Annotated in this window: 24 protein-coding genes and 1 pseudogene; 10 read left to right on the forward strand and 15 right to left on the reverse strand. The window is 69.0% G+C overall.

The window, feature by feature from the left end; translation table 11 throughout:
- Position 1: 1 nt before the first annotated feature.
- Positions 2 to 973, reverse strand: coding sequence for a dipeptidase (locus EI73_RS03100; protein ID WP_231557271.1), 972 nt, complete (start codon positions 971 to 973; stop codon positions 2 to 4).
- Between the two features lie 70 nt (positions 974 to 1,043).
- On the reverse strand, positions 1,044 to 2,012 hold the full coding sequence (locus EI73_RS15585; protein WP_231557272.1) for a diguanylate cyclase: 969 nt from the start codon (positions 2,010 to 2,012) through the stop codon (positions 1,044 to 1,046).
- A gap of 430 nt (positions 2,013 to 2,442) precedes the next feature.
- On the opposite strand from EI73_RS15585, the gene EI73_RS03110 reads away from it, so the two are divergent.
- Entirely contained in the window at positions 2,443 to 3,600 is a 1,158-nt protein-coding gene (locus tag EI73_RS03110; RefSeq protein WP_034384131.1) for an aminotransferase class V-fold PLP-dependent enzyme, read from the forward strand.
- On the opposite strand, the gene EI73_RS03115 is transcribed toward EI73_RS03110, so the two are convergent.
- Entirely contained in the window at positions 3,601 to 4,308 is a 708-nt protein-coding gene (locus tag EI73_RS03115) for a metallophosphoesterase (protein ID WP_034384133.1), read from the reverse strand. It lies immediately after the preceding gene.
- Positions 4,309 to 4,361: 53 nt separating this feature from the next.
- On the opposite strand from EI73_RS03115, the gene lnt reads away from it, so the two are divergent.
- On the forward strand, positions 4,362 to 5,831 hold the full coding sequence (lnt, locus tag EI73_RS03120; RefSeq protein WP_034384134.1) for an apolipoprotein N-acyltransferase: 1,470 nt from the start codon (positions 4,362 to 4,364) through the stop codon (positions 5,829 to 5,831).
- On the opposite strand, the gene EI73_RS03125 is transcribed toward lnt, so the two are convergent.
- Positions 5,811 to 6,854, reverse strand: a complete 1,044-nt coding sequence (locus tag EI73_RS03125) for a tyrosine-type recombinase/integrase (protein ID WP_051935398.1) — start codon at positions 6,852 to 6,854, stop codon at positions 5,811 to 5,813. The two genes, lnt and EI73_RS03125, sit on opposite strands and share 21 nt — an antisense overlap.
- A 68-nt stretch (positions 6,855 to 6,922) precedes the next feature.
- Complete coding sequence (locus EI73_RS03130) at positions 6,923 to 7,879, reverse strand: diacylglycerol kinase family protein (RefSeq protein ID WP_034384137.1); 957 nt, start codon at positions 7,877 to 7,879, stop codon at positions 6,923 to 6,925.
- 38 nt (positions 7,880 to 7,917) lie between these two features.
- Here EI73_RS03130 and EI73_RS03135 point away from each other — a divergent pair, with 38 nt between their 5' ends.
- From EI73_RS03135 to aspS, 3 genes are all read left to right on the forward strand, one after another.
- Positions 7,918 to 8,283, forward strand: a complete 366-nt coding sequence (locus tag EI73_RS03135) for an IPT/TIG domain-containing protein (protein ID WP_034384140.1) — start codon at positions 7,918 to 7,920, stop codon at positions 8,281 to 8,283.
- A gap of 154 nt (positions 8,284 to 8,437) precedes the next feature.
- Positions 8,438 to 9,733 (forward strand): histidine--tRNA ligase, encoded by a 1,296-nt coding sequence (gene hisS / locus EI73_RS03140; protein WP_034384143.1) that lies wholly within the window; start codon positions 8,438 to 8,440, stop codon positions 9,731 to 9,733.
- Positions 9,730 to 11,463, forward strand: a complete 1,734-nt coding sequence (gene aspS, locus EI73_RS03145) for an aspartate--tRNA ligase (protein WP_034384144.1) — start codon at positions 9,730 to 9,732, stop codon at positions 11,461 to 11,463. Before hisS ends, aspS begins: the two co-directional genes overlap by 4 nt.
- 48 nt (positions 11,464 to 11,511) lie before the next feature.
- Here aspS and EI73_RS03150 read toward each other — a convergent pair whose 3' ends face one another.
- Positions 11,512 to 12,150 carry a histidine phosphatase family protein gene (locus tag EI73_RS03150; RefSeq protein ID WP_034384146.1) on the reverse strand — a complete coding sequence of 213 codons (639 nt, stop codon included), beginning with the start codon at positions 12,148 to 12,150 and terminating at the stop codon, positions 11,512 to 11,514.
- A gap of 53 nt (positions 12,151 to 12,203) precedes the next feature.
- On the opposite strand from EI73_RS03150, the gene uvrC reads away from it, so the two are divergent.
- The gene (uvrC, locus tag EI73_RS03155; protein ID WP_034384148.1) at positions 12,204 to 14,060 is read left to right on the forward strand and encodes an excinuclease ABC subunit UvrC; all 1,857 of its coding nucleotides are present in this window, start codon (positions 12,204 to 12,206) and stop codon (positions 14,058 to 14,060) included.
- 57 nt (positions 14,061 to 14,117) lie between these two features.
- Positions 14,118 to 14,795, forward strand: a complete 678-nt coding sequence (locus EI73_RS03160) for a phosphatase PAP2 family protein (protein WP_034384157.1) — start codon at positions 14,118 to 14,120, stop codon at positions 14,793 to 14,795.
- A 139-nt stretch (positions 14,796 to 14,934) separates the two neighbouring features.
- Here the strand turns inward: EI73_RS03160 and EI73_RS03165 are convergent, their stop codons facing one another.
- The 7 genes and pseudogenes from EI73_RS03165 to EI73_RS03190 form a co-directional block, all read right to left on the reverse strand.
- Positions 14,935 to 16,347: an aspartate kinase gene (locus EI73_RS03165; protein ID WP_034384159.1), complete on the reverse strand. Its 1,413-nt coding sequence runs from the start codon at positions 16,345 to 16,347 to the stop codon at positions 14,935 to 14,937.
- Positions 16,348 to 16,409: 62 nt separating this feature from the next.
- The gene (locus tag EI73_RS16930) at positions 16,410 to 16,679 is read right to left on the reverse strand and encodes a hypothetical protein (protein WP_369699469.1); all 270 of its coding nucleotides are present in this window, start codon (positions 16,677 to 16,679) and stop codon (positions 16,410 to 16,412) included.
- Positions 16,579 to 17,187: a hypothetical protein gene (locus EI73_RS16195; RefSeq protein ID WP_197050738.1), complete on the reverse strand. Its 609-nt coding sequence runs from the start codon at positions 17,185 to 17,187 to the stop codon at positions 16,579 to 16,581. The genes EI73_RS16930 and EI73_RS16195 overlap by 101 nt, the downstream gene beginning before the upstream one ends.
- A 1-nt stretch (position 17,188) precedes the next feature.
- The gene (locus EI73_RS03175; RefSeq protein WP_034384162.1) at positions 17,189 to 17,587 is read right to left on the reverse strand and encodes a copper resistance CopC family protein; all 399 of its coding nucleotides are present in this window, start codon (positions 17,585 to 17,587) and stop codon (positions 17,189 to 17,191) included.
- A gap of 12 nt (positions 17,588 to 17,599) precedes the next feature.
- Positions 17,600 to 18,043 (reverse strand): DUF1775 domain-containing protein, encoded by a 444-nt coding sequence (locus EI73_RS03180; RefSeq protein WP_034384164.1) that lies wholly within the window; start codon positions 18,041 to 18,043, stop codon positions 17,600 to 17,602.
- 49 nt (positions 18,044 to 18,092) lie between these two features.
- Positions 18,093 to 18,422: a hypothetical protein gene (locus tag EI73_RS03185; RefSeq protein ID WP_034384165.1), complete on the reverse strand. Its 330-nt coding sequence runs from the start codon at positions 18,420 to 18,422 to the stop codon at positions 18,093 to 18,095.
- A gap of 9 nt (positions 18,423 to 18,431) precedes the next feature.
- Positions 18,432 to 19,484, reverse strand: a pseudogene (locus tag EI73_RS03190) (branched-chain amino acid aminotransferase); the annotation flags it as partial.
- Positions 19,485 to 19,654: 170 nt separating this feature from the next.
- On the opposite strand from EI73_RS03190, the gene gap reads away from it, so the two are divergent.
- The 3 genes from gap to tpiA are packed head-to-tail and all read left to right on the forward strand — an operon-like array spanning position 19,655 to position 22,622.
- Entirely contained in the window at positions 19,655 to 20,647 is a 993-nt protein-coding gene (gap, locus tag EI73_RS03195; protein ID WP_034384168.1) for a type I glyceraldehyde-3-phosphate dehydrogenase, read from the forward strand.
- A gap of 53 nt (positions 20,648 to 20,700) precedes the next feature.
- Positions 20,701 to 21,885 (forward strand): phosphoglycerate kinase, encoded by a 1,185-nt coding sequence (gene pgk, locus EI73_RS03200; RefSeq protein ID WP_034384169.1) that lies wholly within the window; start codon positions 20,701 to 20,703, stop codon positions 21,883 to 21,885.
- Positions 21,882 to 22,622, forward strand: coding sequence for a triose-phosphate isomerase (tpiA, locus tag EI73_RS03205; protein WP_034384172.1), 741 nt, complete (start codon positions 21,882 to 21,884; stop codon positions 22,620 to 22,622). Before pgk ends, tpiA begins: the two co-directional genes overlap by 4 nt.
- Before the next feature lie 56 nt (positions 22,623 to 22,678).
- Here the strand turns inward: tpiA and EI73_RS03210 are convergent, their stop codons facing one another.
- Together EI73_RS03210 and EI73_RS03215 are read right to left on the reverse strand one after the other, a co-directional pair.
- A complete protein-coding gene (locus EI73_RS03210; RefSeq protein WP_034384175.1) occupies positions 22,679 to 24,061 on the reverse strand; it encodes a GntP family permease in 1,383 nt (460 codons plus the stop codon).
- A 14-nt stretch (positions 24,062 to 24,075) separates the two neighbouring features.
- Positions 24,076 to 25,512, reverse strand: a complete 1,437-nt coding sequence (locus EI73_RS03215) for a gluconokinase (protein WP_034384178.1) — start codon at positions 25,510 to 25,512, stop codon at positions 24,076 to 24,078.
- Positions 25,513 to 25,527 lie beyond the last annotated feature (15 nt).

Consider the following 25,527-nt stretch of genomic DNA (forward strand, 5'->3'; position numbering starts at 1 on the left):
CCTAAAGGTAGCGCGTGAGCCAGCGCGCCCAGTTGAGGCCCGCCACCCCCGCGCGGTGCTCTTTGGGCACCTGCGTCAGAAAGCGCGGCACGTCCCGGTAGCGCTCGATGCCCGCCGGGGCCTTTTCCCGTCCGAAGCCGCCGTCTAGGTCGGTACCCAGCCCGACGTGCGCCCAGCCCACCAGCGCCGCGTAGTGCTGGGCGTGCGCGGCAAGTTCCGCCAGCCCCACACGCGGCTGCGCCACGTTCCAGCCCGACCGAATAAAGGAACCCAGAAACACCAGCCCGATCACGCCCCCCGCGGCTGCGACGGCCCGCGCCATCTCGTCACTGAGCTGCCGGTTGCCGGGCACCAGCGCCCGGCTGTTGGCGTGCGTGGCAATGACCCTGGGGCCCAGCTCCAGCGCCTCCCAAAACGAGGCGTCGTCCAGGTGCGAGGCGTCCAGCGTCACCCCCAGTTCCCGCATCGCGGTGACGAGCGCCCGCCCCGCCTCGGTCAGCGGTCCCGGCGCGTTCGTGCCCCCCGCGTAACGGGTCCGGCCCCACGCTGGGCCGATCACCCGCACGCCTGCGGCCACCCAGAAGGGCAGGTCGTCCGGGTCGCGAATGGGGTCTGCTCCCTCCATCAGGAGCACCACCCCAAGCGGCGCGCCCGGGGCGGCGAGGTGCGCCGCGACCTCAGCCCCCGTTCGCAGCCGCCGTATCCACCCCGCGTCTTCCCAGCGGCGGTACTGCTCCAGTTGCGCGAGGGCCTGTCGGCGAGCGTCCCCCGCGGCGGGATCGGCAAACAGGGTGCCGAAACACACCCGGGTGCCCGCCGCGCGCAGCTCTGGCAGGGTGACGGTGGCGGTCTCTGTCGCCACCGGGTCACGTTCCCGCAGCGTGTCGAGCTCCAAGGTCAGGTCCCGGCCCAGCCCAGCCCCCCAGGCGAGGTCGAGGTGGCCGTCAACCAGCAGGAGCGCAGGCGGGTTCAAGCCCCACCCGCCCCGGTGTTCGCCTGAAGTTGCCCCAACATCCCGAAGTCCCGTCCGGAGCGTACCACGCCTACCCCCGAGCACGTCCCTTGTGGCGGTACATCGCTTGGTCGGCACGGGTAAACCAGGCGTCCGGGGCTTCTCCGGCCCGCCAGCAGGCCGTGCCCACGCTGGCACCACCCTGGGCATAGACCGTTCGGACCTCGCGCATCACTTCCGCCACCAGCTGCTCTGCGGCCTCGGCTGTCCCCGGCGGCAACAGCAGGGCAAACTCATCTCCCCCCAGACGGTAGGCCCGGCTTCCGGGCGGGGCGACCCGGGCCAGGCCATAGGCCACGCGGCGCAGCAGATCGTCACCCGCCGCGTGGCCCAGGGTGTCGTTGACCCGCTTCAGCCCGTCCACGTCGATGACGGCGAGTCCCCACCCTTCGGCCGCACGCACCAGGTCCCGTTCCAGCGCCCGGCGGTTGAGCAGACCGGTCAGGGGATCCTGATGGGCCAGGTCGTGCAGCGCCTGTGTGCGCGCCTCGCTCCGGGCCAGCTGCGCCCGGGTGTGGCACCAGGCCCAGAGCGCCACCAGCAAGGCAGCATGGGCCACCAGCAGGGGAACCGGCAGTCCCGTCAGCCCCAGCAGCAGGAGTGTTGCGCCCGACCAGACCACAGCCGTACCCGGGGCAACCTGGGCGAAGAGAACAGCGGAGATGAGCGGGAGATACAGCGGCACGGCCCCGGCCACGCCCGGTGTGGCGGGGTGGTCCGGCAACAGGTAAAGGGCCGCAAGCCACGCGCCCAGCAGCAGCAGTGCATACACCTGCGGCGCGGCCCTGTGGAGCGCGGTCCGCACTCGGGTCGGGCCGGTGAGCGCCAAAAGACCCACCGCCAGACCCGTTCCCACAAGCGCCAGGTAGACCGCAGAGACAAGCTGCGGCTGGGTCAGCAGGGCCACGCCGTAGGCAAGCGCGCCGGGAAGCGGCGTCCACAGCAGCAGGAGCCCCCGCGGGTCTCCCCGGTAGAACCTGCGGAGTCTGCCTCTTCTCAAGAACCGCTCACCTTTCATTCCTTTCTGTGGCCCGCAGAAGAACCCTTCCTGCCGGGACTGGCCCGGAAGGCGACATGAGGAGCAGCAGGGCACCGGCGACCGAGCCATCACCCCAAGTGGAGTCAGCATCAAAAACGTGGAAAAGTTCACACCCTTACCGGGTCCTTTAACGTTAAGGCTTCCCCCTGACCGGTGATGAAGCTGTGATTTTTGGCGTCTTTACCCTCCACCCTGGGGTACAGGCCAATAAATTCCTCACAATCAGCCTCTATCGTGAATATTTTCACTTATAATCAAGAATAAAAGTCCCCGGAACGCCTCCCCCCTACAACAGCAGGGAGAGCAATTCAATTGCGTCAGGAGGGGCAACTAAGCCCATATAGGCAACGACATTGCTTGATTTTTTCGATGTGATGGTACACTGCGCTTCATGTTCGAGGATGACCGCGACCCGTTGGCGCCCCATGTCCTGCTGACCCCCGGCCCGACACCGCTCCACCCGGCGGCGCGGCAGGCGATGCTGCGCGGCATGCTGGGGCATATGGACCCCGAGGTGTTCGCGGTCAACGGCGAGATTCAGCGAGACCTGCGGGTGATGTACGGCACTGCGCCCGACACCTTTACGGCACTGCTCGCGGGCACCGGCAGCCTGGGCATGGAGGCGGGCTTTGCCAACCTGGTTGAACCGGGAGACGAGGTGCTGGTGTGCGTGAATGGTTCCTTCGGCGCGCGAATGGCCGAGATGGCGGCCCGCTACGGGGCACGGGTCCGGCAGGTGACCGCGCCCCTCGGTCAGCCCATTGACCCCGCCGCCGTAGCGGAGGCGCTTGAAGGGGCCGCCCTCGTCGCGGTGGTCCACGGCGAGACGAGCACCGGGGTCTTAAATCCTGTTCCGGAGATCGCCGCCCTGACCCGTGCCAGCGGCGCGCTGCTCGCGGTGGACGCGGTGACCACAGCTGGGATGGAACCCTTTGGGATGGAGGACTGGGGAATCGACTACGTGTACACCGGCGCGCAAAAGTGCCTTTCGGCGCCTCCGGGGGTCGCTCCGGTCGCGATCAGTGAGCGGGCCCTGGCGCGGCACGGGGCGCGCCGCACACCCACGCCGCTGTGGTACTGCGATTTCGAGGGCCTGCGCGACTACTGGGAGCGCCGCAGCTATCATCACACCGTCCCGGTGAACCTGCACTTCGCCCTTCATGCGGCTCTACGCGCAGCGCTGGAAGAGGGCCTTCCCACCCGACAGGCGCGCGTCCAGGCCCTGGGCCGAGCCGTGCTCGCGGCCCTTGGCCCCCTGGGCTTCAGGCCCTTTGTGGCTGACCCCGCGGCCCGTTTGCCCACCGTCTTGGCCCTGCGTCTCCCGGAGGGCTTGGACGACGCCGGTCTCCGCCGCGCCCTGCGCGAGCGCGAGATCAGCGTGACCGGTGGCCTGGGCCCGACGGCTGGCCTGATCTGGCGCCTCGGCCTGATGGGGGAGGCCGCGCGCCCCGCGCCCTACCGCGCCCTGATGAGCGCTCTCGAAGACCTCCTCGGGGAACGGGGGCTGGTGGACCGCTTCGAGGCGGCGCTGGAGGCCGTGCCCGCGTGATTACCCCATCCTTCCCGTGCGAATCACGTCGGCGATCACCGGGGGCAGGTTCCAAGCCATGATGTCAAACGCCGAGGAGGCGTAGTCATAGGGCACCTTGTGCAGGGTGACCCGGGGCTTACGGCCCAGGCACTCCACAAGCGCCACATCGGCACCCGGCTCGTGGTTGAGGCTTAGGCCGACCGAACCGGGATCCACAAAGGTCGTGTCGCCCACCACCCGCACAAAGGGAACGTGCGTGCCGCCCACCACAACCACCCGCGCCCCCAGCGCCTCGGCCAGCTCCTCCAGGGTACGCTCGGGGGCCATCAGGTCGAGCCGCTCCTCTGGGGTGTGGGGACTGCCGTGAAAGAACCGTACCCGTCCCACCGGGGTCATCAGGCGCCCACCCGGCGGCAAGCGCCGCAGAAACTCCATCTGTTCGGGGGAGAGCACCCGCCGCGTCCAGCCCAGCACCTGTTCCGCAACGCCGTGGCGGCCCCCGTCGCTGCCCCCCAGTTCGAGCGCGACCCGCACGTCGCTGGAGCCCAGACCGGTCAGCCAGCCCTCACGCCGCACAACGTCGATCACCGGGCCGGGCGACGCGCCGTACCCCACCAGATCGCCCACCACGATCACCTGGTTCACGGCTTCCTCGAGCAGAAACCGCTTGACAGCCGTGAGGGCCTGAATGTTGCCGTGCAGATCACTGATAAACGCCAGTCTCAAGGTGCACCCATGCTAATGCAAAGCGGCGCCGCCCCGCCCCGTATCATGGCGCGGTGCCCCCGGTGCCGCCCTTTCTGATCGCCGCCCTGCTGGGCCTCCTGCTCGCCGCCTGCGCCCTGCCCCTGCCCTGGAGCTTCCTGAGCCCACTGCCGCTGGCCTTGCTGTTCGCCTTTGTCGCTCGTGCCCCCACCCCCCGCCAGGTCGCCGGGCGCATGTGGTGGGCAGCCTTTGCGTACAGCGCCCTCCACCTGTGGTGGCTGACCGCCTTTCTCGCCAAGCTGTTTGGGACGCCGGTCCTGGGCGTCCTCGCCGGCGCGCTGTACGCCCTAGAGGGTGCCTTGTTCGCCGCGGTGGCCGCCCTCGCCGCGCGCCTGGTCCGCCTTCCCACAGCCCGGGTTTGGGCCCTGGCGGGCGGCTGGGTGCTGCTCGAAGGGCTGCGCTTCCTGGGCCCCCTCGCCTTTCCCTGGCCGACGCTGGGCTACAGCCTGCTCCCCACACCCGCCATCCAGATCGCCGACCTGGGCGGCGTGTTGCTCGCCAGCGTCTTGGTCACTGCGACGGCGGCCTCCTTTGTCAGCGTGCGTTGGGGAAGCCCTTGGCCGCACCGCCTGGTCACCTTTGCCTGGCTGGCGGCCCTGGCCTACGGGATTACCCGAGTGCCGGGGCAAGGGCCCGAACAGCCCCTGCTCGTGCTGCGGACCGACTTCGACGCTTTTGGCCGGGCCACGCGGCAGCTCAGTGAGGAAGAGCAGCTCGCCGTTCAGCGCGCGCTCAGCGCCGTCCGCTCGCCCGCTGAGCCCGTTGTGTGGAGCGAGACCGCCATGACGGCGAGCCGTCTGCCCCAGGTGCTTCCGCAGTTCCCCGGCCCCGGAGTCAGCGGCCTGCGGACCCTCCAGCCCAACCAGAATGTCGCCGTTGCGGTGGACGCCGCGGGCCGGGTTCTGGGAAGCAACGTCAAGGCCCGTCTGGTGCCCTTTGGGGAGTATTTTCCCCTCTACGCCGCCCTCCGGCCCGCCTACGGCCTGATCGAGCAGGCGGTTGGCTTTCAGTTGGGCAGCCTCACCCCCGCCCACGACCTGCGCCCTCTCGCCCTGAATGGCGTTTCGTACGGCACGTACATCTGCTACGACAGCGTCTTTCCTTGGGTGGCCCGCACGCTTGTTCGCGGGGGCGCGCAACTCCTGGTCAATCCCAGCAATGACGGCTGGTACGACGGTTGGGGGGTACAGCAGCATTTCCTGATGGGCCGGGTGCGCGCCATCGAGACCCGGCGCTGGGTGGTGCGCAGCGTGAACAGGGGCATTGCTGGAGCCGTGGACGACCTGGGCAGGCCCCGCCGCCTTCTCACCGCAGGGGAAGGAGCGCTGCACGTTCGTCCGCGACTGCTGAGCGGGCAGACCGTCTACACCCGAGTGGGCGACCTGCCCGCCCTGCTGCTGGCCGCGCTGATGGTGGGCTACGGCGTCCGACTGGACCGCCGGGACCGCGAGCGGGGGAGAGGGTCACTCTTCCCCGGCCCGTAGCCGCTCGACCCGTTCCACCGCCTCACGGCGCACGTCCACGTCCATCTTGGCGTAGATCGCGCTGGTACTCACCGAAGCGTGGCCCAGCAGGTCGGCCACCACGTGCAGGTCACGGGTCGCGCGGTAGAGGTGCGTCCCCGCGGTGCGCCGTAGGGTGTGCAGGCCCCACAGCTCAGGCGGAAGCCCAAGGTGGCGGTAGTAGGCGTGGGCGATGAAGCGGGCACCGTCTGTGGAAAGCCGCTTGCCGGCATTCGCCCGAGACAGCGAGACCAGCAGCGCTGTTCCGGCCCCGCCTACCGTTCGCCGAGCCAGCAACCAACGTTCCAGAAGTGTCCTCACCCCGGCGGGCAGCGGCACCACCCGCGTCTTGCCCCCCTTGCCCCGTACGGTGAGAGCCCCCCCGGCGAAGTCCACATCCGTGACGTCCAGCCCCACAATTTCCGCTGCCCGCAGGCCTAGCGTGCCCCCCAGCGCCAGCAGCAGCGTGTCACGGCTCGCCCGCACCCCATCTTGGGGATGCAGCGTGGCGGGAAGGGCCAGCAGGGCCCGCATCTGCGCCTGCGTCAGCGCCCGTTTCTTCGCGTGTGCGGGCGTCGGATCAGCGGGCGGCGACACACCCGCGCTGGGGTCAGACCGCAACACGTTGGCCCACACCAGCGCCTTCATCAGGTTGCGGACCCCGTACAGGTGACGTTTGACTGTGCCCGGCTTCAGCCCCGCTTCTTGCATCTGCAGCAGCCACACCTCGAAATCCTCGGCGCTGAGCTGGTTGAGCGCCCGACTCGGCGCTTCGGGCGGGCCGGTAAAGGCCAAGAACTGCCGGACCGATTCCGCGTACGCTTTCAGCGTGAGCGCGCTCGTGCGCCCCTTGCGGCTGGACTTGAGCCGCAGGTAGGTCGTCATGAGGTCGATCAAGGTGTCCTGGTCCTGGGCATGGGCCGCGCGCAAGCCCTCGCGGCGGCGGTTTTCGGGGCTGCTCCAGCGGCTGGCCAGGAGCAGGGCAGTTCCAGGGGGAGCGGACATAGCACCATTATACTCCGGATAATTTCACTTCTGTGGAGTATGGGAGGTCGCCGGAGCCCAGGGGCGTTTCAGGTGTCCAGATCGGCCTTGCGCACCGGTGTGAGAAACCGGATCGCGCCGGGCAGAATGCGGGCGGTAAAGGGCGTGGTTTCTACGTGCAGCTCGCCGTCGTACTGCAAAGGAAAGGGCTCGTCGGCGTCGACGGTGACGGTTTTGGCCGTCAGGGTTTCCAGGTTGCCGCTGAAGACGGGGTCACCCAGGTTCAGTTTGGCGCGCACGGAATCGATCAGGTTGGGCACCAGGCGCAGGATGTTGCCGGCCCTGAGCAGCACCAGCGTGAAGCGGCCGTCACTGGGGCTGATGTCGCTGGTGATGGGCAGGCGGTAGTTGGCCATGCCGAAGTTGGCGACCATCACGCCGATGCCCTCAAAGGTACGTTTTTCCCCGTCGATCACGAGGTGAAAGCGCGTCTTTTTGGGGTTGAGCTGTTTCATCGCGCTCAGCACATAGGCCATCACCCCAAAGCGTTCCTTGAGGTCTTCCGAGTCGCGGATCATCGCGGCGTCCGCACCCGCGCCCGCCAGCATGGCAAAGCCGCTCTTCTCGCCCTTCACCTCGATCTCGCCCAGGTCGACCCGTACGGTGTGTCCGCTGGCGACGACCAGAGCGAGTTCGGCGGGATCGCGCGGCAGGTCGAGGTTCTGCGCGATCAGATTGGCGGTGCCCGCGGGATACGCGAGCAGCGGCACGTTCTTGTAGCGGGCGGCGTAGGCCAGGCTGCTGACGGTGCCGTCCCCGCCCGCCGCGACGAGCACGCTATACCGCTCGAGGTCGTGGACATACTCGGGCAAAGGCGTGTTCGGCTGCAGCTCCCGCTGGGTCACCTGCGCGCCGCCCGCCTCCAGGCGCTCCACGAAGTCCGGCAGCGTGCTTTCGCCCTGCCCGCTGCGGGGGTTAAAGACGATCAGAACGCGTTTGCCCTCTAGGGCGGAGGCAGCTTCGGGGGGGGTGGTTTGACCCGTCATGGCGGGCTCATTAGACTGCCCGCACGGAGGCTGCTGCTATGGTGCGTTTCTTCTTTGCTTCTTTACTGTTTGTGGGGGCGCTGGCGTCGTGTGCGCCGCGTCAGCAGGTGGGAAGCGGCGTGACGGTCACGCCCGTTCTGCTCAAGGTTTCGGAACCCGCCCCGCGGGGCGGCACCCTCACCCTCCAGGGCCGGTACCTGGGCGGCCCGGCGAACGGGCGGGTGCGCCTGGGTGCGGACGCAAACGGCGCGGGCGGCTACGTCTTCCCCGCCTCGGCCGTTCGCTCCTGGACCGATAGCGAGATCGTGCTGACCATTCCGGCGGACGCGCCCGTTGGCGGCTCGTGGCTGTTTGTGGAAGTGGGCGGACTGCGCTCGACCGGGCTGCCGTACAGCGTGCGCTAGACCGCCCAGGACTCTTTGAACTCGCGCAGGGCTTCTTCGATGCGCTGGGCTGGCAGCCCTCAGCGCTGGCGTGCAGCCACGCTTCTCCAAGCCTGCGTTCCCCCTGACGCTCAACGGGGCGTTTGTTGGTGCCGGCTGCTAAACTCCCAGGGTTATGGCGCTTCAACGCCCCAAGGGCACCCAAGACCACCTCCCCGACGGCACGCCCAAGCTTTCGCGCGACGTGCAGGCGTCGGCTTTTGTCTACGTGCAGGACGCGGCGCGGCGCGTGCTGGAACGGGCCGGCGCGCAGTTTGTTCAGACGCCGCTCTTTGAGGAAGCCGAACTCGTGCGGCGCGGCGTGGGCGGCTCGACCGACATCGTCCGCAAGGAGATGTTCACGGTGTACTACTTCGGGGATCACGGCGGGTACGTGCTGCGCCCGGAAGGCACCGCGAGCATCGTGCGCGCGTACCTTCAGAACGGCCTCAAGCAGCTTCCGGCGCCCCTCAAGCTGTGGACACACGGCCCGATGTTCCGTGCGGAGAACGTGCAAAAGGGCCGGTTGCGCCAGTTTCACCAGGTCGACTACGAGGTGCTTGGTTCGGCAGAGCCGCTGGTTGACGCCGAGGCGATCTGGCTGATGTGGGAGGTCGTGCGCGAGCTGGGCCTGAAGGGCGCGCACATCAAGCTCGGGTCTATCGGTGACCCCGAGGACCGCGAGGCGTACAACGCTTACCTGCGCGACCTGTTGACCCCGCACGCCGAGCACCTCTCGGACGACTCCCGCGACCGTCTCACCCGCAACCCCATGCGCATCCTGGACTCCAAGAGCGAGGGGGATCAGGCGCTGCTGGGCGAGCTGGGAATCAGGCCGATGCTCGACTTCTTGGGCGAGGCGGCGCGCCGCCACTTCGAGGCGGTGCAGCGGTACTTGACGGCCTGGAACGTGCCCTTTGACATTGACCCCTCTCTGGTGCGCGGACTGGACTACTACCGCCGCACCGCCTGGGAACTGCACCACACCCAGGTGGGGGCGAAGTCGGCGCTGGGGGGGGGTGGCCGGTACGACGGCCTGAGCGCGCAACTGGGCGGGCCGGAGGTACCCGGTATCGGCTGGGCCTTTGGCATCGAGCGGCTGCTGCTTGCGCTGGAGGCTGAGGGTGTGCCCTTTCCCGAGCCCGCCGGGCCGCTGCTGTTTGTCGCCGCGCTTGATGAGGAGAACGTGTCCTTGGCGGCGTCCGTCGCGCTCGCGGTTCGCGCGCAGGCCCGGGCGGAGTTCGCGTACCGGGCGATGAAGCCGGGGACCATCTTTCGGGAGGCCGAGCGCCGCCGCGCCCGTTTCGCTGCGCTGATCGGCTCCGAGGAGGTCGAGCAGAACGTGATCACGCTCAAGGAGCTCGCGACCGGAAGGCAGCACACCGTCCCGACCCATGACCTCAGCCTCTTTCTGCAAGGACACCTGACATGAGACGCACCTGCTATATCGGAGAACTCAACGAGGCCTTTGTGGGCCGGACCGTGACGCTGCAAGGTTGGGCGAGTCGCCGCCGCGACCTGGGCGGGCTGATTTTCCTCGAGCTGCGCGACCGCTCGGGCACCGTACAGGTCGAGGTGGAGCCGAATGCCCCCGCGTTTGCCGAGGCCGACACCGTTCGTGCCGAGGACGTGCTCGAGGTGGAAGGCCGCTTCCAGCCTCGGCCAGAAGGGCAGCGCAAAGGGGGGCTGGCGGATTACGAGGTGATCGCCTCGCGCGTCACAGTGCTGAGCCGCGCCAAGACTCCGCCCTTCGAGCTCGACAAGGGCGAAGGGGTGGCCGAGGAGATTCGCCTGAAGTACCGCTACCTCGACCTGCGCCGCCCCGAGATGCAGCGCCACCTGCGGCTGAGGAGCAGGGCGATGGCGGCAGTGACGGCTTTTCTGGACGCTGCGGGGTTCGTGCAGGTGGAGACGCCCATGCTGACGCGCTCCACCCCGGAGGGCGCGCGTGACTTCCTGGTGCCTTCACGGCTGAACCCCGGCGAGTTCTACGCCCTGCCGCAGTCGCCGCAGCTGTTCAAGCAACTGCTGATGATCGCGGGGGTAGACCGCTACTACCAGTTTGCTCGCTGCTTCCGAGATGAGGACCTGCGGGCCGACCGCCAGCCCGACTTCACCCAGCTCGATATGGAGATGAGTTTCGTGACGCAAGACGACGTGCTGGACGTGCAGGAACGGCTGCTGGCCCACGTCTTCCGCGAGGTGCTGGGCGAGGCGCTGCCTCTCCCCTTCCCCCGCCTCTCGTACCGCGAGGCGATGGACCGCTACGGCTCGGACAAGCCGGATCTGCGCTTTGACCTGAGCTTTGTGGACGTGACGGACCTCTTCCGGGGGGGCGAATTCAAGGCGTTTGCGGACGCGGAGACGGTCAAGGTGCTCGCCGCCCCCGAACTGACCCGCAAACAGATCGACGAGCTGGAGCGGGTGGCCAAGCACAACGGCGCCAAGGGGCTGGCCTGGCTGCGGCGTGAGGGGGCGGGCGTGGGCGGCGGCATCAGCCGGTTTGTGAGCGAGCAGGCGGCAGAGCTGATCGAGCGCACGGGCGTGGCGCCGGGCGGCACGCTGCTTTTTGCGGCGGGCGAGTGGAAGCGGGCCGTGACGGCGCTGGGGGCGGTGCGGCTCGCGCTGCGCGACCTCTTTCACCTCGCTGCCGCCGGTCCCCGCTTCCACGTCTCCTGGGTGGTGGACTTCCCACAGCTCGAATTCGATGAGGAAAGCGGGGGCTGGACCTACATGCACCACCCCTTTACCGCGCCCCACCCGGAGGACCTCCCGCTGTTCGGCACAGACCGGCAGGGCGAGATCCGCGCGCAGGCGTATGATCTGGTGCTCAACGGCTATGAGGTGGGTGGCGGCAGCATCCGCATCCATGACCCCGAGGTGCAGGCAAAGATGTTCGCGGCCATCGGCCTGAGCGAGCAAGAGGCACGCGAGAAGTTCGGATTCTTTCTCGAGGCGCTGGCGTACGGCACGCCCCCGCATGGCGGCATCGCCTGGGGCTTTGACCGCCTGATCATGGTCATGAGCGGCGCCACGAGTATTCGCGAGGTGATCGCCTTTCCCAAGAACAACCGGGGCGCGGACCTGATGGCGGGGGCCCCCTCCCCCGTTTCTCCGGCGCAGCTGGCCGAACTGGGCATCAGCGTGCAGGCAGAAGCGTAAGCGCTGGGGGAGGGAACGCTCTCCCCTTTCTGGTGTAAGTGAAAATATTCACGATAAACCGGCTCGTGAATGTTTTGTTTCCAGGTGTGGGGTGTCGGCGAGGCGCACGACCTGCCAGCGCTGTCCGTTCCTTTGCAGTTCCGTCACCGCGGTGTTGGGGTGGGTATACCGGCGGTCACGCCAGATTTCGCGAATATCGGCGGACAGCAGGTGGGCCAGGGCGGCGGCAAGCGCTCCGCCATGCGAGACGACGATGGGGGTCCCGGGAAGGGCAAGGGGCTGCTCGAGCGCCGCCAGGAAGCGGGCGGCGACCCCCTCGAGCGTCTCTCCTCCCGCGAAGCCGAACGCCCCGCCGGGCAACTCCAGCTCGTGGGCATGGGTGAGGAGGTGGGCGTAGGGGCGGCCCAGCCAGGCGGGGCCAACCTCGATCTCGTGGAGGCCGTCAAGCACGGTCACGGGCACATCCAGGGCGTGGGCGATGGCCTGCGCCGTCTGGCGGGCGCGGCGAAAGGCGCTGGCGTAGACGCGCGGGGCGGGAAGCGCCAGGCCAGCGAGCCAGCCCGCAAGCGCACGGGCTTGGGCCTCCCCCGTAGGGTTCAGGGGGTCGTCGTGGCTCGCGCCGAGAGTCTGGGCGACGTTGCTGGCGGTTTGACCGTGGCGAACGAGAAAGAGGCGGGTGGCTGTCATGGCCCTCAGCGTAGCGTTACGGTGCGCGGGGACGTTCTCCCCTATCCTGAGGCGTGCATTTCGACGACCTGCCCGTGCTGCCCCCATCGCCTGGCGTATACATCTTCCGTCAGGGGAGCACGCCGATCTACATCGGGAAGGCGGTGAACCTGCGTTCGCGGGTCGCCCAGCACTTCAAGGCGGGGGGCAAGAGTGGGAAGTTCACGGCCCTGGCGGACAGCCTGGACTTCATCACCACCCGCAATGAGGTCGAGGCGCTGATTCTGGAAGCGAACCTGATCAAACAGCACCGCCCGCACTACAACGTGCTGCTCAAGGACGACAAGCACTACCCCTTCCTGAAGCTCACGAATGAGCCCTTTCCTATGCTGCTGGTGACGCGCCGGGTGCTCAAGGACGGGGCGAGCTACTACGGCCCCTACCCCGACGCTTCCGCGGTGCGCCGGGTCAAGCACCTCGTGGACACCATGTTTCCCCTGCGCAAGAATTCGGGGCTCCCCCTCCAGAAAAAGCCGCGGCCCTGCCTGAATTACCACATGGGCCGCTGCCTGGGGCCGTGCGTGGACGCGGCGGACCCGCAGGCGTACGCGCGGGTGGTGGAGGACGTGCGCGCGCTGCTGGAGGGCCGGGCCGGGCCGGTGATCGAGCGGCTGAAGGAGGAGATGAGGGCGGCGGCACGGGCGCAGGATTTCGAGCAGGCCGCCCGCCTGCGTGACCGGGTGCAGGCCGTGGAGAAGCTGTTCGGAACCGAGCAGCACGCCTTTATGAGCGAGGAGACGGACCTGGACTTCCTGGGGGTGGCGCAGGCCGGGGAGTACGCGATGGTGCAGCTGTTTCGGCTGCGCGGCGGGCGCGTGGTGGGCCGTGACAAGCGCTTTCTCACCGATGCGGCGGGCGGGGGTGACGTGGGGGAGATCCTGGGGGCCTTTGTGCAGGACTACTACACCCAGGCGACGCACGTGCCGCCCCTGATCCTGCTTCCCGCCGAGTTCGAGGACGCCCCGGTGTGGAGCGCCTTTTTAAGCGAACAAGCCGGCCGAAAGGTCGAGATGCGCGCGCCCAAGCGCGGCGACAAGGTGGACCTGATCGAGATGGCGCAGCGCAATGCCGTCACGGGGCTGGAATCCGAGCTGGCGCTGCTGGAACGGCGCGGCGATCATCCGGGCCTGGACGCGCTGCGCGAGGTGCTGGCCCTTCCCGAGCGGCCCTGGCGCATCGAGGGCTTTGACAACTCCAACCTGTTCGGAACGAACATCGTCTCCGGCATGGTGGTGTTCGAGGGCGGCCGGGCGCGGCGCGGGGAGCACCGCCGCTTCAAGGTGCGGGGGCTGACGCAACCCGACGACTACGCCGCGATGCGGCAGACCATTCTGCGCCGCTTTACCGGAACGCTGGCCGACAAGCTGCCCCTTCCCGACCTGATCCTGATCGACGGGGGGCGCGGACAGGTGAATGCCGCGCTGGACGCGCTGCGAGAAGCGGGCGTGCGGGTGCCGGTGGTGGGCCTGGCCAAGCGGGAAGAGCGGATCATCCTGCCGGGGCGGTACGGGGCGCAGTGGTGGCTCACCGGCGGCACCGAGGTGGGCGCGAACGGCGAGCTGCTGCTGCCGCACACGCATCCGGCGCTGCGCGTGCTCATCGGTGTGCGCGACGAGGTACACCACTACGCGGTGAGCTATCACCGCAAGCTGCGGGGGGAAGGAATGCTGCGCAGCGTCTTCGACGACCTGCCGGGCATCGGCCAGAAACGGCGGGACGCGCTGCTCGAGCACTTCACCTCCCTGGAAGAGCTGGCGCAGGCCCCGGTCGAGGAGATCGCGCGGGTGCCGGGGATGACGCTGCGGGCGGCGCAGAGCGTCAAAGCCCACCTGACGGCACGGCAGGCGCGGCACGGCAGCGCGCCCGTGTAGGCAAGGCTAAACGTTTTCCTTGTGACCACGCCGGCCTGCCCTGTCTACAGTGGGGGGATGCGCCGTGACCTTCCCGACCTGCTGCGGCGGAACTGGCGGCAGCTGGCGCTGCTGCTGCTGGGCGTGCTGGTGCCCCTGCTGCTGCTTGCAGACCTGACCGAAGACGTCTTCCAAGACGGCGGGTTCGCGTGGGACCGAGCGATTCTGGCCTGGTACGCGGCGCAGCGCACGCCGGGGCTGACACGCGCGGCCCAGGCGCTCGCCCTCCTGGGGGGCGTGGAGGTGTTGCCCTTTGTCACCGCGAGTGTCGCGCTTGGGCTGTGGTGGCTGGGAGCGCGGGCGCACGCCGCCTTTTTGGTGATGGGGGTGGCCGGAGCGACGCTGCTGAACGTGCTCGCCAAACTGATCTTCCAGCGGCCCCGCCCAGACGAACTCGTCGCGCTGCTGACCGAACCCGGCTTTTCCTTTCCCAGCGGACACGCGATGAGCAACATGGCCTTTGGCTACGCGCTGGCGCTGGTGTTCTGGCACACCCGCTGGCGCTGGCCCGCCGCCGTGCTGGGCTTCATCTGGGCCTTTGCGGTCGGGCTCAGCCGTAACTATCTGGGCGTGCACTACCCCACGGACGTGCTGGCGGGCTTTGCGGCCTCGGTTGCCTGGGTGGCGGGCCTGTACCTGATTCTCGCGCGGCGCTGGCCACAGCTGCGGCAGTCTCCACGCACGGCGCGGCCATAGCGCCTAGACCGCTGGGACAGCCTATGGCGTGAGGCCCAGCCCGAGGCGCAGGCCCGGCAGGTACAGGCGGATGTAGCGCAGCAGCGCCGCGATCAGCAGGAGTACGCCGGACATCTCCAGCGCTTTCCTGAAGTCCGGATCAGTCGGCCGCCGCCGCGGGTTCACCCAGGTGAAAGGCGGCGTGAACGGCGCGGGTCGCACCTTCGACCTGCGCGTCCTCGATGGCGACGCTGATGTTCAGCTCGCTGGAGCCCTGGCTGATCATCAGGATGTTCACGTCGTTGTGCGCCAGCGCCCCGAAGAGGCGTGCCGCCACGCCCTTTTGCCCGCGCATGCCGGCGCCTACGATGGCGAGCACAGCCACCCCAGGCTGCTCCTCGACGCGCAGCTCACCGCTCATGCTGCGGCGCAGCGCCGCGAGGGTGCGGGCCGCGTCTGCGCTCTGCACCGCCAGCGAGACATTGCTCATGGAGCTCGACTGCGAGACCATCAGCAGGGTGATGTTCTCGCGGGCAATCGCGCCAAAGAGGCTGGCGACGACCTCGGGCACGCCCAGCACGCCCGCCCCCGTCACGTTGATGATGCTCACGTGGCGGATGGCGGTCACGGCCTTGACCGGGTGCCCGGCCTCGTTGTGGGGAGCTTCCTGGACCAGGGTGCCGGGGAAGTCGGGGTCGGCCGCACTCTTCACACGCAGCGGAATCCCGCTGTCCTGCAGGGGCGTCACCGCCAGGGGGTGCAGAACCTTGGCGCCGAAGTAGGCGAGTTCCATGACCTCGCCGTAGCTGAGAACCTCGATGTTGCGGGCGTCCTTGACCACGCGGGGGTCAGCGCTCATCACGCCGTCGACGTCCTTCCAGGCCCAGACCTCGTCGGCGTGCAGGGCCTTGCCGATGATGGTGGCGGAAAAATCGGTGCCGCCGCGCCCCAGGGTGGTGAGGGCGCCGCCTTCCGTCTCGCCCATAAAGCCCGCGACAACCGGCGTGACACCCGCGGCGAGCAGGCCGCTGAGGCGGTCGCGCACCCGCTCGTAGGTGGTCGGCAGGGGCCGGGCATTGCCGAAGTGCGCGTCGGTGAGGATGCCCGCCTGGCCGCCGGTGAGGTGGTGGGCGCGAATGCCCTGCGCCTCCAGCGCCAGGCTCATCAGCGGGGCGCTCAGGCGTTCACCAAAGGCCACGATCAGGTCACGTGAACGGGGGGTGAGTTCGCGCAGCAGGTACACGCCGTACACCGCCTGGCGCAGCGTCTCGTGCAGCTCGCGCAGCTCGCGCACCGTCTCGCTGTCGGGCGCTGCGCCGAGGTCCTGGGCGGCGGCGAAGTGGCGGGTCCGCATCAGCGCGATCTCGTCGTTCGCCGCGGCGATGTCTCCGCCCTGCGCGGCGCCAGCGAGGCGCAACAGCTGGTTGGTGACGCCCGCCATGGCGGACACCACCACCACGACCTTCACGCCTTCTTTGATGCTGCGCGCCGCAAGGGAGGCGCTGTGCCGGATCGCCTGGGCGTCCTGCATGTTGGTGCCGCCGAACTTCATCACGAGAAGCGAATACGCCATATGGGGCACAGTATGACGCCCGCCCCGGCGGTGCAGCGGGCGGGCGTCTGAGCAGGGGAACTTCAGGGCAGGAGCGTATGCCCGGTGTGCACGGGGGGCGGCATGCTTCCCAGCGCGGCCGTCAGGCCCAGCACGGCGAGCAGCAGCAGCGCCTCGAGGGCGAGCCGTGGGCGGGTCAAGGCCCGCCGTACGCGGGCGGCCGCGAGCAGCGCCAGGGCTACGCCAGCGAGCTTAAGCAGCAGCGTGCGCCCATAGCCGCTGTCCGGCAGGGTGAGGACGTTCCCCGCGTGGGCGGGGATCAGGACTGCCCCGGTCAGCGCGAGCAGGCCCACGCTGGTCAGGGCGACCGGGGTGAAGCGCCGCGCGAGGGCGGCGGTGGGCGCAGGATGCGTGAGCAGCGCCAGCACGCCGCCCAACCAAAGCGCCATGGCCCCCGCGTGCCCGGCGGTCAGGAGGCGCAGCAGGAGGCCGTGCGCGCCCCGTGTCCCCCCCCGCCTGGCCCCACAGCACGGTGAGGGCGGCGAGCAGCGCGAGAACCGCGGGCCAGGGTGACAGCTCTGCCGCGAGCAGCAGAGCCGCGCCCAGCAGCCGGGTCAGGGCGGCGCGGCCCGGACCGCTGTCCGTCAGATAGGCGAGGATGTCGGCGGCGCTCAGAAAGCCGAGCGCCGCGAGCGTTCCGCCCAGCTCCAGGGCGGCCCCCAGCAGCAGCAGCGTCAACCCCAGGCCCAGCCAGCGGCGCGGCGGATGGGCGGGCGTCAGCGCTCGGCGGGCAAAGACGCCCCCGACCAGCAGCAGCGTGCCGAGAAAGGTCAGACCGCGAGCGGTGGCGAGAAGCAGCACGTTACCGCACGTAGAAGACGGCGTGCCCGCTCACCAGGTGGCCGTCGGCCGAGAGCAGCCGCCAGACGGTCAGGTACGCGCCCGGCTTCAGGCCCGCGCGCAGGGGCAGCGTGACTCGGGTGGCCATGCCGCTGAGCCGCGGGGCCGTATCGACCCGCAGCGCCGCGTCATCTCGGCGGGCAAGGACGGCGGCGGCCTCCTTGGCGGGGTCTGCCCCGGCGGGAAGCGGCACGACCTTGAAGACAGAAAAGCGCAGGTTGACGGGCTCGCCAAAGGTGAGGGTGACGGCTTTGGGCGCGCTCACGTGGGCGCCGTGAGCGGGAAAAAGGCCGGTGACCTCGGTATGGGCGAGGGCCGTGCCCAGGGTGAGGGCGGTCAGCAGAGCAAGCAGCGCGCGCATCGGTTCTCCGGGTCACCGGACGGTGGTGCGGCTCGCTGGCGTCTTTTCTGGATCGCTGTCGTCCCAGGCGACCACCGAGCCGTCCGCGTAGGTCTGGTACACCTTCCAGACGAGGGGGCCAGGCTGTGCGGGATTCACCGCCTGGAAGAAGAAGCGGGCGTACTCCATGGGCGCGATGCGGCCCCGCCAGGTGACCTCGGTCACCAGACCGGCCTCATTGACCTTGACCGTGCGGACAAAGCCGGGCGTGACCTGGAAGCGGGTGACGGTGACGCCGGCGGGCACCATCAGGCGGATCTGGGTGGTGCTGATGTTTTTCTCGCTGGGGACGTTCAGGCGGTAGGTTTCGATCTTTGCCGCGGCAGACTCGGTGAGGCCGCTCTCGGTGCGAATGGTGGCGTGGGCGGCGGCGACGGACAGGCACAGCGCAAGCAGCAGGGCCAAAATACGTTGCATAGGATCTCCTCAAGCTGAAGGCGAGACGTCGGAAACTCAGGTCACGGCTTCAGCGCTGCGGAGGAGCGCGCGCGTCCGGCAGGCCCGCGGGCGCGGCGGCCAGCCGCAGCACGAGGATGGGCCGGTCCGGCACGCTGGGGCACGCGGGGAGCAGGACCGGCCCCGGCGGGGGCGCAGTGGCAAAGGCCCCGGTGAGGCAGAACAGGCAGTGGGCGTGTTCTGGAGCAGATACCGGACTGGAATGGTGCGCGGGCGCGTGGGCCGCGGGCACAAGCGGCAGCGTCCGCAGCGGGTACAGGCCCGCGGCGACCAGGGTCAGGCACGCCGCCAGGAGGCGCGCCCCCCGAGTCCACAGCGGGGGCCACCTCCTGCGGAGCATGGGGCCACTCTAGGGACTGGGGAGAGGCAAGATGCCCCGTTCCTCCACCTTGAGAATCCACCCGTCGGGGGCAGCGACATCCCCAAACTGGATGCCGGTCAGCTCGTCGTACAGGCGGCGGGTGACCGGGCCGACCTCCGTTTCACTGTAGAAGACGTGGAAGGTGTCCCCGTACTGGATGCCGCCGATGGGCGTGATGACGGCTGCCGTTCCGCACGCCCCGGCCTCTTTGAACTGCCCGAGTTCGTCGATAAAGATGTCACCCTCCTCGGTCTCTAGGCCCAGGCGTTCGCGCGCGAGGTGGAGCAGCGAGGCCTTGGTGATGCTGGCGAGAATCGAGGGCGACTTCGGCGTGACGAAGCGGTCGTCGTGGGTGATGCCAAAGAAGTTGGCCGCACCGACCTCCTCAATCTTGGTGTGGGTGGCGGGATCGAGGTAGATCGCGTCTGCAAACCCGCGTTCCTTGGCCTCCTGACCGGGGAGGAGGCTCGCGGCGTAGTTGCCGCCCACCTTCGCGGCCCCCGTGCCGTGGGGCGCAGCGCGGTCGTAGCGGGAAACGATGAAGTTGGCGGGGGTCAGGCCGCCCTTGAAGTACGCCCCGACCGGCACGCAAAACACCGAGAAGAGAAACTCCGGCGCGCTGCGCACGCCCAGGTTGTCCCCGACGCCGATCATGTAGGGCCGCAGGTAGAGCGCGCCGCCGGTGCCGTAGGGGGGAAGGTAGTCCAGGTTGGCCTGGACGACCTGCACGCAGGCGCTGATGAACTGCTCGCTGGACACCGGCGGCATCAGCAGCCGGGCGCAGCTGCGCGCCATTCGGGCAGCGTTCTGGTCGGGTCGAAAGAGGTTCACCGAGCCGTCGCGGCAGCGGTAGGCCTTGAGGCCCTCGAAGCACTGCTGGCCGTAGTGCAGGGCGGTCGAGCCCTCGCTGATGTGAACGCAGTTGTCCTCTGTGAGGGTGCCCGCGTCCCACGCGCCGTCCCGCCAGCGCGAGACGTAGCGCAGGTCGGTCTTGAGGTAGCCAAAGCCCAGGTTCTGCCAGTCGATCTTCTTCATGGGTGCCTGTCCTTTCCGGGAAGCGCGGGCAAGCCCTGCACCCCTGCCGAGGCCATGCTACGCCGCGGGCTGTTCAGGCGGCCGAAACACGGCAGCCGGGAAAGGTGGGTTACACTCGCTGATGCGTGGGGCACCCGCGGGCCCCACAGTGCTCTACAGCAGCACGAGGAGGCAGCATGAAAGTAGGCATCAACGGCTTCGGCCGCATCGGGCGTCTGGTGTTTCGCATTCTGGTCGAGCGCGGCGTGGACGTCGAGGCGATCAACGACCTGACCGACACCAAGACGCTGGCAACCCTGCTGCAGTACGACTCCACCGCCGGCCGCTTCAACGGCACGGTGGAGTACGACGCGAGCAGCATCACCGTGAACGGGCAGCGCATCCAGGTGCTCGCGGAGCGCGACCCGGCCAACCTCAAATGGGGCGAGCTGGGCGTAGACCTGGTCGTCGAGTCCACTGGCATCTTCACCGACCGCGAGGGCGCGAGCAAGCACCTGGCGGGCGGCGCGAAAAAGGTCATCATCACCGCGCCCGCCAAGAACGAGGACATCTCCATCGTGCTGGGCGTGAACGAGGAGCAGTACGACCCGGCGGCGCACCACATCATCAGCAACGCGAGCTGCACCACCAACAGCCTGGGTGCGCCCATGAAGGTGCTCGACGAGGCCTTTGGCATCGAAAAGGCGATCATGACCACCGTTCACTCCTACACGAACGACCAGCGCGTGCTCGACCTGCCGCACAAGGACCTGCGCCGCGCTCGTGCCGCGGCCATCAACATCATTCCCACCTCGACCGGGGCGGCCAAGGCGGTCTCGCAGGTGTACCCGCAGCTCAAGGGCAAGTTTGACGGCACGTCCCTGCGGGTGCCCACACCGGTGGGCTCGATCAGCGACGTGGTGGTGATCCTGGGCCGCGAGGTCACGGCGGACGAGGTGAACGCCGTCTTCCGCGAGGCGGCCGAGGGCAGGCTCAAGGGCATCCTGCGGTACACCGAAGACCCCATCGTCCTCCAGGACATCGTGGGCGACCCGCACTCCGCCATCATCGACGGCGGCCTGACCATGGCGATGGGCAACCTCGTCAAGTTCTTCAGTTGGTACGACAACGAGTGGGGCTACAGCAACCGGATCGCCGATCTGGTGCAGCTCGTGCAGCAAAAAGGGTAGGCCGAAGGCGTGAGGGTCGCTTCCCTCACGCCTCTTTTCTTGAAGGAGGCACCATGCAAACCCTCGACCAACTGAAGGTCCAAGGCAAACGTGTGCTGGTCCGCGTGGATTACAACGTACCGGTCAAGGACGGCGTGGTGCAGGACGACACGCGCGTGACGGCCAGCCTACCCACGCTGCGGCGGCTGCTCGCAGAGGGCGCCTCGCTCGTGCTGATCAGTCACTTCGGGCGGCCCAAAAACGGGCCGGAGGCGAAGTACAGCCTGCGGCCGGTGGCGGCGGTGCTGGAAAGGGCGCTGGGGCGGCCGGTGAAGTTCATCGCCAGCCTGCCCGGCAGCGAGGAGACCCGGCGCGCGGTGGAGGCGCTGCAGCCCGGTGAGGTGGCCCTGCTGGAGAATGTGCGCTTTGAGCCGGGCGAAGAGAAGAACGACCCCGAGCTTGTCGCGAGGCTGGCGCAGTTGGGGGACGCTTTTGTGCTGGACGCCTTTGGCAGCGCGCACCGAGCGCACGCCTCGGTCAGCGGCGTGGCGTCGGTCCTGCCGCACGCGGCGGGTCTGCTGCTTCAGGCAGAAGTGGAGGCCCTCTCGCGCCTGCTCTCGAACCCCGCGCGGCCCTACGTGGTGATTATCGGCGGGGCCAAGGTCAGCGACAAGATCCGGGTGATCGAGAACCTGCTGCCCAGGGTGGACCGCATGCTGATCGGCGGCGGGATGATGTTCACCTTTATCCAGGCGCGCGGCGGGCACATCGGGAACAGCCTGGTCGAAGAAGATCAGGTCGAGTACGCGCGGCAGCTGCTTGAACGGTACGGCGACAAGCTGATGCTTCCGACCGACGCTGTGGCGGCGGACCGCTTCGCCCCCGACGCGCAGACGCAGGTGGTGCCCGCCGACCAGATCCCCGACGGCTGGATGGGGCTGGATATCGGCCCGCAGACGCGCCAGGCGTACGCTGCGGCGCTTCAGGGGGCCAAGACCGTGTTCTGGAACGGCCCGATGGGGGTGTTTGAGTTCGGGGCCTTTGCGGGCGGCACCAACGCGGTCGCGCAGGCCATCGCGGCACTGAACGAGGAGGCCTACACCGTGGTGGGCGGAGGCGATTCCGTGAGCGCCATACACCAGAGCGGGCAGGCGGAGAAGGTCAGCCACATCAGCACGGGCGGCGGGGCCAGCCTAGAACTGCTGGAAGGCAAGCCGCTGCCCGGCGTGGAAGCGATGAAGGACAAGGGAGAACCGTGACCCAACCCAGAACCCTGCTCGCCCTGAACTGGAAGATGAACAAGACGCCCACCGAGGCCCGCGAGTGGGCACGTGAGCTGGCCAGCCGCTACACCCGCAGCGCAGCAGAACTCGCGGTGCTGGCGCCCGCGATTGACCTGCCCGGCCTGAAAGAGCTGCTGCCCGCCGGGGTGGATGTGGGCGGCCAGGACGTCAGCGCGCACGCGGCCGGTGCCTACACGGGTGAGATCAGCGCCGCGATGCTGCGGGACGTGCACGCGACCTACGTGATTGTGGGCCACTCTGAGCGCCGCGAGTACCACCTGGAAACGGACGCCGTGGTGGCGGCCAAGGCCCGTCAGGCGCAGGCCCACGGGCTCACGCCCATCGTGTGTGTGGGCGAGCGGCTCGACGTGCGCGAGCGCGGCGAACACGTCCGCTTCACGCTCGACCAGCTCCGCGCGAGCACCGAGGGTGTCCAGGCCAACCTCGTCGTGGCCTATGAGCCCGTCTGGGCCATCGGGACCGGCCGCACGGCGACCGCCGACGACGCGGAGGAGATGGCCGCGGCGCTGCGCGGGGCGCTCGCCGGTCTGTACGGCCCGGAGGCTGCGGCGCTGCGCGTGCTGTACGGCGGCAGCGTCAAGCCGGACAACATCGCCGCCCTCTGTGCCCAGCCCAATGTGAATGGCGCGCTGGTGGGCGGCGCGAGCCTACAGGTGGACGACGTCCTCGCGCTCGCTCACGCCCTGAGCTAGAGGCCACACCCTGTTCCGCGCGGCGGGGGCTGGCTGGTCCCCGCCGCGCGGATGTCTCAGACCAGCGTAAAGACAAGCCAAGCGAGCGCGAAGCCGATGACGCCGATCAGGGTCTCCATGACGGTCCAGGTTTTGAAGGTGGTGGGGAGATCGAGATTCATCAGGCGGCCGACCAGCCAGAAGCCGGAGTCGTTCACGTGCGACACCACGACAGAACCGGCGGCCGCAGCGAGGACGACGGCGGCGAGGTCGGTGCCGGCATAGCCCGCCGCCGCCACGGCAGGCTGGACAAGACCGGCGGCCGTGAGCAGGGCCACGGTGGCCGAGCCCTGAGCGATCCGCAGGACAGCGGCGATGAGAAAGGCGGCCAGGATCACGGGAATGCCCAGGTTTTCCAGGCTGGCGGCCACAGCGTCCCCGATGCCGGAGGCGCGCAGGACCGCGCCGAACATGCCGCCCGCACCCGTGATCAGAATGACGGAGGCCACCGGCCCCAGCGCCGAATCGAGGAGCTTCTCGATGGTGACTCGGTCGACGCCCCGAAATGCGCCCAGCACCGCCGCAGTGACCAGCACGGAGAACAGCAGCGCGACGGGGGTGTTGCCCAGCAGGCGAATGAGCTGCACGGCCGCGTTCTCACCGCTGACGGCACCGGCGGTCACCAGCGCGCTGAGACCGGTGTTGCCGAAGATCAGGACAAGGGGCAGCAGCAGCAGGGCGATCACGGTTCCGGCACTGGGAGGCCGGCGAGGTTCCTCGCTGACCAGCGGGCCGCCGCTGAGCAGCTCAGGCACCGGCAGAGGAAAGCGGCGCCCGGCCCACAGGCCAAAGAGGTAGCCGGCGAGGAACCAGGTGGGCAAGGCGACAAGCAGGCCCACCCCGATCAGGGTGGCGATCTCTGCCCCCAGCAGGTCTGCGGCGGCCACGGCGCCGGGGTGCGGGGGCACAAACACGTGCATCACTGAAAAAGCGCCGGCGGCGGGAAGGCCGTAGCGCAGCACCGGCTGGTTCAGGCGGCGGGCCACAGCAAAGACGACGGGCAGCATCACGATCAGGCCCGCGTCGAAGAAGATCGGAAAGCCGAAGAGCAAAGAGGCCACGCCCAGCGCGAGGGGGGCGCGCCGCTCGCCGAAGCGGGCAATCAGGCTCTCGGCCAATGTTCTTGCGCCGCCGCTCGTCTCGATCAGGCGGCCCAGCATGGCCCCCAGCCCCACGAGCAGCGCCACCGACCCCAGGGTGGTGCCGAAGCCGCTCACCAGCACGTCCACAATGCTCCCCGTGGGAAGTCCCGTGGCAAACGCGGTGAGCAGGCTCACCAGAATCAGCGCCACAAAGGCATGCAGCCGCAGCGCGATGATCAGCACCAGCAGCAGGGTGACCGCCGCCGCCCCGATGGCGAGGAGCGCCGGAGCGCCGAGCGTCTGGGTAAAACCTTCCATGAGTCCTCCTGAGATCAAAGGCGACCAAGCTCGTGCGTGAGGGCCTGGAGGGCCAGCGCCGTCCGGCGGTACTTCAGGCCGAGCGTGCGGTACAGGGGCGCTTGGGCATTGGGCGCGATGTGGTCGTAGGCGCGTTCGGTGGGGAGCGGGGTTCCGGCACTGCGAGCGGCGAGACACGCGGCCCCAAAGGCGCTCCCCTCGAACAGGTCGGCGTCCTGCGACACGCTGACGGGCTGGCCCAGGGCATTTGCCAGCACCTGCAACCAGGCGCGGGAACGGGTGAGACCGCCGGTCACGCGAACCTCGTCCAGCGCGCCGACCTGGGAACGCAGCAGGTCGGCCAGCCAGGCGAGGTGCAGGGCGACGGCCTCCATCCCTGCCCGCGCGATATCGCGTGGGGTGTGGTGAAGCCCCAGGCCCAGCAGGCTGCCGCTCAGGGAGGGGTCCCACAGCGGCGCGCGCTCCCCGGCCAACGCGGGAAGAAACAGCAGCCCGCGCGCGCCGGGCACTGTTCCGTGCAGGAGGTCATCGAGGTCACCGGGCAGCACAAGGTGCTCCCGCAGCCAGTTCCACACGATGCCCGCATTGTTGCTGGGACCGCCCAGCAGGTAACGGTCATCGGCGCGGTAACAAAACAGGCGCGCCTCCGGGTCGAGCAGCGGCGTCTGCACAAAGGTGCGGATGGCGCTGCTCGTTCCGACCGAGATGGCGGCTTGGGTGGGCCGCGTGATGCCCAGGCCCTCGGTGGCGGTCACGCCGTCATTCGCACCCATCACCCAATGGGCGGCGGCAAGCCGTGGATAGCGGCCCCGGTGCGGCTCGCGCATGGGCGGCAGGGGGGCGGTGGTGGGCTGGATGGCTGGGAGCTGCTCCGGGCGGACGCCGGCCAGGGCGAGGGCTTCCGGGTCGTACGCCCCGTTGAGGCCCATCAGCCCGCTGGCGGCGGCGGTGCTCACGTCCGTCCAGAAGACGCCGAAATAGCGCTTTAAGATCTCTTCTTTGACGCCACTCACGGCTTCCCAGGCGTCGGGATTGTGGGTCCGCCGCAACCAGGCGAGCTTCACGGCGGGCGTCATGGGGTGGTACGGCACACCCGTCCGCGCGTGGTGGAAGGTGGGCGGGTGTCCGCCCGTATCGGCGCGCCCGTCCGCCCAGGTGTACACCTCCGAAGGTCCCTGGGGACCGATCAGGATCAGCGAATGCATGGCGTTACTCAGACCCACGGCCAGCGGCTGAAGCTTTTGCGCTGCGCAGTACGCCTCCACGCCAGCAAGGGCCTGCGCAAACGCCTGCTGGAGGTCGGGCAGCGCCTGGGTGGCCTGCCCGGGCGCGTCACTGTGCAGCGGGTACGGGCAACTGAGGCGGTGAAGCTCCTGGGCTCCGCGGAAGACCACGGCCTTGAGGGCCGTCGTTCCCAGGTCAAAGCCGACGGTGATGGGGGGCTCGGGCATGCCCCAGTCTAGGAC

The sequence above is a fragment of the Deinococcus sp. YIM 77859 genome (assembly GCF_000745175.1).
GTDB lineage: Bacteria > Deinococcota > Deinococci > Deinococcales > Deinococcaceae > Deinococcus.